The sequence below is a fragment of the Streptomyces novaecaesareae genome, assembly GCF_000716875.1.
GTDB classification, from domain to species: domain Bacteria; phylum Actinomycetota; class Actinomycetes; order Streptomycetales; family Streptomycetaceae; genus Kitasatospora; species Kitasatospora novaecaesareae.
Genome location: NZ_JNWQ01000226.1, coordinates 1 through 473 on the forward strand (window position 1 = coordinate 1; position 473 = coordinate 473).

At 73.2% G+C, this 473-nt stretch carries 1 protein-coding gene; it reads left to right on the plus strand.

Going from position 1 to position 473, the window contains the following annotated elements; translation table 11 throughout:
• On the plus strand, positions 1–473 hold a 473-nt coding region (locus OP86_RS32605; protein WP_033334523.1), incomplete at both ends, for an AMP-binding protein.

The following is a 473-nucleotide window of genomic DNA, read 5'->3' on the forward strand; positions in this document are numbered from 1 at the left end:
CTGCCGCCGGCGGCGCTTGCGCAGCAGCCCGTTGACGGCGGGTTGCCGGAGGGGATGACGCTGGTGCTGGCCGGTGAGGCGGCGCCGGCGGAGTTGGTGGCGCGTTGGTTGCCCGGTCGTCGGGTGATCAATGCGTACGGTCCGTCGGAGGCGACGGTCTGCGCCACGATGAGCCTGCCGCTGACCGCCGGTGAGGGCGTGCCGCCGATCGGCGGTCCGATCTGGAACTCCCGGGCGTACGTGCTGGACGGTCGGCTCGGTGTCGTCCCGGTCGGGGTCATCGGGGAGCTGTACGTGGCCGGCCCCGGCCTGGCCCGGGGCTATCTGAAGCGTCCGGGGCTCAGCGCCGAGCGCTTCGTCGCGAACCCCTTCGAACCCGGCACCCGGATGTACCGCACCGGTGACCTGGTGCGCCGCCGCCCGGACGGGCAGCTGGAGTTCGTCGGCCGGGTGGACCACCAGGTGAAGATCCG